6 protein-coding genes are annotated in these 6,117 nt (G+C 54.5%); 2 read left to right on the top strand and 4 right to left on the bottom strand.

Annotated elements, in window-relative coordinates; translation table 11 throughout:
• Together ychF and pth are read right to left on the bottom strand one after the other, a co-directional pair.
• A partial coding sequence (gene ychF, locus JTA15_RS08260) for a redox-regulated ATPase YchF (protein ID WP_255580181.1) occupies positions 1-865 on the bottom strand: 865 nt, incomplete at its 3' end.
• A gap of 126 nt (positions 866-991) precedes the next feature.
• Positions 992-1,576, bottom strand: coding sequence for an aminoacyl-tRNA hydrolase (pth, locus tag JTA15_RS08255; RefSeq protein ID WP_006175913.1), 585 nt, complete (start codon positions 1,574-1,576; stop codon positions 992-994).
• A 274-nt stretch (positions 1,577-1,850) separates the two neighbouring features.
• Here pth and ychH point away from each other — a divergent pair, with 274 nt between their 5' ends.
• Positions 1,851-2,126: a stress-induced protein YchH gene (gene ychH, locus JTA15_RS08250; protein ID WP_014170506.1), complete on the top strand. Its 276-nt coding sequence runs from the start codon at positions 1,851-1,853 to the stop codon at positions 2,124-2,126.
• A gap of 124 nt (positions 2,127-2,250) precedes the next feature.
• Complete coding sequence (locus JTA15_RS08245; protein WP_219373098.1) at positions 2,251-3,309, top strand: MerR family transcriptional regulator; 1,059 nt, start codon at positions 2,251-2,253, stop codon at positions 3,307-3,309.
• Here the strand turns inward: JTA15_RS08245 and dauA are convergent.
• Positions 3,295-4,974: a C4-dicarboxylic acid transporter DauA gene (gene dauA, locus JTA15_RS08240; RefSeq protein ID WP_219373097.1), complete on the bottom strand. Its 1,680-nt coding sequence runs from the start codon at positions 4,972-4,974 to the stop codon at positions 3,295-3,297. The two genes, JTA15_RS08245 and dauA, sit on opposite strands and share 15 nt — an antisense overlap.
• Positions 4,975-5,098: 124 nt before the next feature.
• Positions 5,099-6,046 carry a ribose-phosphate diphosphokinase gene (gene prs / locus JTA15_RS08235; RefSeq protein ID WP_003856663.1) on the bottom strand — a complete coding sequence of 316 codons (948 nt, stop codon included), beginning with the start codon at positions 6,044-6,046 and terminating at the stop codon, positions 5,099-5,101.
• Between the last annotated feature and the right edge of the window lie 71 nt (positions 6,047-6,117).

Raw genomic sequence — 6,117 nt, 5'->3', positions numbered from 1 at the left:
TCACGCCTGCGGTGAAGTAGGTCTGTAGGTTCAGCAGCTCATAGCCTGCGCGGATCACGCGGTTCAGGCCCGGCTCTTCCAGACCCAGCTCGGCCATGAATTCGTCACGGTCAGCGTCGTCCAGCTCTGCAATGTCGGATTCAACGGCAGCGCAAACCGCTACAACCACTGAACCTTCAGCCGCCGCGATTTCACGCACTTTGTCCAGGTATGGGTTGTTCTCGAAACCGTCTTCGTTAACGTTGGCAATGTACATAGTTGGCTTCAGAGTCAGGAAGCTCAGGTATTTGATTGCCGCCTTGTCTTCTTCCGTCAGGTTTTTCAGCGCACGCAGCATGCCTGCGTTTTCCAGCTGTGGCAGACATTTTTCCAGCGCAGCCAGTTCTGCTTTCGCGTCTTTGTCGCCGCCTTTGGCTTTCTTCTGCACGCGGTGAATAGCGCGTTCACAGGTGTCGAGGTCAGACAGTGCAAGCTCGGTGTTGATCACCTCGATGTCGTCAGCCGGATCCACTTTGTTGTTAACGTGGATGATGTTGTCGTTCTCGAAGCAACGGACAACGTGACCAATTGCTTCCGTTTCACGGATGTTGGTCAGGAACTGGTTACCGAGGCCTTCGCCTTTGGATGCACCTTTCACCAGGCCCGCGATGTCCACGAACTCCATGGTGGTCGGCAGAATGCGCTGCGGCTTCACGATTTCCGCGAGCTGGTCCAGACGCGGATCGGGCATTGGCACAACGCCGGTGTTCGGTTCGATGGTACAGAACGGGAAGTTCGCCGCTTCAATACCTGCTTTGGTGAGCGCGTTGAACAGGGTGGATTTGCCCACGTTTGGCAGACCGACGATACCGCATTTGAATCCCATTTCTAAATCACCTTAATATCTTGATAATCAATCCGTTAACGATAACCGATTGATGAAAAGTAAATAACTACGCCTATTATACACGTAACCCGCACCACGCGCGGTAAAAAAGCCGTATCGGGCGGATTATTGCGCTTTGAAAGCGTGTAAGCGGTTTGTCGCTTTGGTTAGGCCATCCTGCAGCCAGATTTCGGTGCAGCGCACCGCTTCGTCAACCGCTTCGTCAATCAGTTTCTGCTCAGAAACCGGTGGCTTACCCAGTACGAAACCGACAACTTTGTTTTTATCGCCCGGATGGCCGATTCCCACGCGCAAACGGTGGAAATTGGGGTTATTGCCCAGCTTGCTGATAATGTCTTTCAGACCATTGTGACCGCCATGACCACCGCCCAGTTTGAATTTTGCCACACCGGGGGGCAGGTCCAGTTCATCGTGGGCCACCAGAATTTCATCCGGGTTAATGCGATAAAACGTCGCCATGGCTGCAACAGCTTTGCCGCTCAGGTTCATAAAGGTGGTAGGCACCAGCAGACGAACATCTGCGCCAGCAAGATTGATACGTGAGGTATACCCGTAGAATTTTGGTTCTTCACGCAGGGGAGCACGTAACCGTTCGGCCAGCAGATCAACGTACCAGGCGCCGGCATTGTGGCGGGTCGCCGCGTACTCTGCGCCTGGGTTCGCGAGGCCGACAATCAGTTTAATCGTCACGATTCAATTCCTAATGGGTTCCAGATCTGGCGCGTAGTTTACTGTCTGACGCGCCACTTGACAAAATTCTGCTGCCCGAACCGCGAGATATGAATAATTACTTATCTGAACAATTAGAATTTCAAGCTGTTCAATGTCTTATTTGTAAACTTTTGTCTGGGAGTTATCTGTAAATGTGATCATTCACGCAACTCATAAAAGAGCCGTTGTCTATACTTTACACACAAGGATCAGGGGCTTTTCCCCTTACAACCCAAATTTCCGGAGGTGACATATGAAACGCAAAAACGCTTCGATACTCGGTAATGTGCTGATGGGGTTGGGACTGTTTGTGATGGTCGCTGGCGTGGGTTATTCAATTTTAAACCAATTGCCGCAGCTTGACCTTCCGCAATACTTCGCGCATGGCGCGGTATTGAGTATCTTCCTTGGTGCAGTGCTATGGCTTGCCGGTGCACGCGTGAGTGGTCATGAAGAAGTCTGCGATAAATACTGGTGGGTGCGCCATTACGATAAGCGCTGCCGCAGGGACCAGCACAAACACAGCTAACGTGCTACGACGAAAGAACACCGAAACGGCTCCTCATGGAGTCGTTTTTTTTTGCATGAAAGGTTGACCCTCACGTAACGTAAGGCTTCAGAGTGGTGCCACTGGCAAAGTAAAAGGAGCAGTTATGTTGATTCAGGTGGGTGAACTCGCGAAACGTGCCGGGATCACCGTGCGAACATTGCATCACTATGAGCAAACAGGGTTGTTACTGCCTTCTGCCAGAAGTGCGGCAGGTTACCGGCTGTATAATCTGGCGGATGTGCAACGTCTGCATATGATTCAGGTGCTGGCAAAAGCCGGGCTGGAACTTGCTGAAATCAGGGATTTTCTGAAACAGGAGTCGCTGTCGTTAACCGAATTACTCGATGCGCAAATCAGTTTGCTGGATAAGCAACTTCGCAGCATGCTGACACTGCGCGAGAGGCTGGTGGAATTGCGTACCGGGCTTAACGACGATGCGGCACCCAATCTGGAATCCTGGCTACAGACTCTGGAGTTAATGAATATGTACGAACGCTGGTTTAGCAAAGAGGAGTTACAGCAGTTGCCGTTTGCCGTACAGAAGGAGGCACTTGCGGATATCTGGTCAGGTCTGGTTGCTGAGGCAAATAGCCTGCTGAAGCATAATATCGACGTTTCGGATCCCCGTGCCAGGGATCTGGCGACGCGCTGGATGTCGCGCCTGGAGCAGGATACAGCAGGTAAGCCGGAATTTCTCACCCGGCTGAACGAGATGCACAGCGTCGAGCCGCAGATGCGTGAGCAGACGGGTATTACGGCGGAAATGACTGACTATATTACGCGGGCGTTTGCCGAATCGAAGCTTGCCATCTGGGAAAAGTATCTCTCTGCAGAAGAGATGGCCTTTACCCGCGCACACTATTTTGATCGCATGATGGAGTGGCCGCCACTGGTAGCGAAATTGCATCAGGCGCAGCGGGAAAACCTTGACCCGTCTTCCGGTGAGGCGCAGATGCTCGCTGAACACTGGCGTGTATTGTTCCAGTCATACGCGGGAACGAATCCTGAAACCCAGCAAAAGTTTCGCGTTGCCATGCAGCAGGAGCCGCATCTGATGAAAGGAACATGGATGACGCCTGCCGTGCTTGCATGGCTCCAGCAGGCGATAGCCGTGATGATGCAGAGACGTTTCTCTGCATCAGGGCATTCACAGATCCGCTAACGCGGCTTCACGGTTGGGATAAAAGGCCAGGCGGCCAGGGATCGGCTGCACGCCAGCGCGCGCCATGGTGCGCAACGGCTGGAATTCGAGATTACTCACCCGCAGTTCGCAGCCTTCCGGCAGACGCGAAACGAAGCGCTGGAAGGCATCCAGACCACCCGCATCCAGCACCGGCACGGCATCCCATTTCAGCACCACAATGCGTTTGCCCACGATACGGGTTTCCAGTTCGCTGAACAGACCTTCCGCGGCAGCAAAGAACAACGGGCCAATCACACGCAGCACCAGCACATCGTCAGGTACCTCTACGTTAACCGGGGAAAGGCGCGTCATCTGCGCAATACGGCGCATAAACAGCAGGGAGGCCAGCACGATCCCGACGCTGATGGCGATAACCATATCGAACAGCACGGTCAGCGACATACACATCAGCATCACGATGATGTCGTCTTTCGGTGCGCGACGCAGCAGATTGACCACCTTATGTGCTTCGCTCATGTTCCACGCCACCATCAGCAGCAGGGCTGCCATGGCTGAAAGCGGCAGCCAGGAGAGCAGCGGGGCGAGGACCAGCAGGGCGAGGATCACCAGCACGGAGTGGATAACTGCCGATACCGGCGACGTCGCCCCGGCACGTACGTTTGCCGCAGAGCGGGCGATGGCCGCTGTTGCCGTAATACCGCCAAAGAACGGGGCGATGATGTTGCCCAGACCCTGCCCAACCAGTTCGCTGTTGGCTTTATGCTTGGTGCCGGTCATGCCGTCCAGCACGACGGCACAGAGCAGGGATTCAATGGCCCCCAGCATCGCCATTGAGAAGGCTGCGGGCAGAAGGGCGCGCAGGGAGTCCCAGCTTAAGGTGAAGCTGGAACCCGGCATATCCCATGGCAGTACCAGTTGCGGTAACAGTTGAGGAATACCGCTTCCCTGTGAACCGTCAGCGAGAACATAGTGGAACTGAGATCCAATGGTCGCGACGTGGCCACCAAAGAGATTAACGATGGCCATCACGGCACAGCCCAACAGCAGGGCGGGCAGGTGGCCAGGCAGACGAATGCCTAAACGAGGCCAGATAATCAGCGTGCCCAGGGTAACAATTCCGATGGCGGCATCGCCCGGGTTGGCGGTGGGGAGCGCCATAAACAGCGCCCCGACTTTTTGCAGGTAATGTTCAGGGACGTGGGCTATCTGCAGGCCGAGGAAGTCCTTGATCTGCATTGTCCCGATGGTAATGCCAATCCCGGAGGTGAACCCCAGCGTCACGGAAAGGGGAATGTATTCAATCAGTCGGCCAAAACGGGCCAGACCAAACAGGATCAAAAAGACGCCGGACATCAGGGTGGCGACCAGCAGGCCTGCCAGGCCAAACTGCTGAGAAACGGGATAGAGGATCACCACAAATGCGGCTGTCGGGCCGGAAACGCTGAAGCGAGACCCGCCCGTTAGCGCAATTACAATCCCGGCGACGGCCGCCGTGTAAAGCCCATACTGCGGTGCTACGCCGCTGCCAATTGCCAGTGCCATGGCGAGCGGAATGGCGATAATCCCGACGGTGATACCGGCAATAAGGTCACGCATAAAACGTGAAGCGGTGTATTTCTCTTTCCAGCAAGCGTCGATGAGGGCGCGAAAGGGAAGAACATGTGAGGAGGCTACGTGTTTCACAATTATCTCTCATCCGTGTGCGCATCATCTGTCATATGAATGGCAGGTGAAGGAGGCATTGATCATACAAATAAATATCAGAGACAAAAAAACCCGCCGCAGCGGGTTTTTCGGCCGTGTTCGATTAGTGTTCGAACATTGCTGAGATAGATTCTTCGTTGCTGATACGACGAATCGCTTCGGCCAGCATCCCGGACAGGGTCAAGGTGCGCACGTTTGGCAGCGCTTTGATCTCGTCACTCAGTGGGATGGTATCGCACACCACTACTTCGTCGATAACGGAGTTGCGGAGGTTGTTTACTGCATTGCCGGAGAAGATCGGGTGAGTCGCGTAGGCGAATACGCGCTTGGCACCACGCTCTTTCAGCGCTTCTGCTGCTTTACACAGCGTACCGCCGGTATCGATCATGTCGTCAACCAGCACGCAGTCACGGCCAGCAACGTCACCGATGATGTGCATCACCTGAGAAACGTTAGCGCGTGGACGACGTTTGTCGATGATTGCCATGTCGGTATCGTTCAGCAGCTTAGCGATAGCACGAGCACGTACCACGCCGCCGATGTCCGGAGAAACCACGATTGGGTTATCCAGATTCAGCTGCAGCATGTCTTCCAGCAGGATTGGGCTACCGAATACGTTATCAACCGGAACGTCGAAGAAGCCCTGGATCTGTTCTGCATGCAGGTCAACGGTCAGAACACGGTCAACGCCAACGCTGGAGAGGAAATCAGCGACAACTTTGGCAGTGATTGGCACACGCGCGGAACGGACACGACGGTCCTGACGAGCATAGCCGAAGTAAGGAATAACAGCAGTGATACGGCCTGCTGAAGCGCGACGCAGGGCGTCGACCATAACAACCAGTTCCATCAGGTTGTCATTTGTTGGAGCACAGGTGGACTGGATGATGAAAATATCACCACCGCGTACATTTTCATTGATTTGTACGCTGACTTCGCCGTCGCTAAAGCGACCTACAGCGGCGTCGCCGAGGGAAGTGTACAGGCGGTTGGCAATACGTTGTGCTAGTTCCGGGGTGGCGTTACCAGCAAAAAGCTTCATATCAGGCACGAGAAGAACCTCAGGCATGCGTCCAGTGGTGGATAGCGTTCGCCGCAAACTGTGCGGGCCAGGCGAAATGC

This window comes from Enterobacter sp. BIDMC 29 (genome assembly GCF_019378755.1).
Lineage (GTDB): Bacteria > Pseudomonadota > Gammaproteobacteria > Enterobacterales > Enterobacteriaceae > Enterobacter > Enterobacter ludwigii.
The sequence above is the reverse complement of the archived record's forward strand: the minus strand, read 5'-3'. Positions and strand labels throughout refer to the sequence as shown.

Bases quoted from the DNA above. Each gene is read 5' to 3' on its own strand.
- ychH (WP_014170506.1), top strand. From the start codon at position 1,851: ATGAAACGCAAAAACGCTTCGATACTCGGTAATGTGCTGATGGGGTTG.
- JTA15_RS08245 (WP_219373098.1), top strand. From the start codon at position 2,251: ATGTTGATTCAGGTGGGTGAACTCGCGAAACGTGCCGGGATCACCGTG.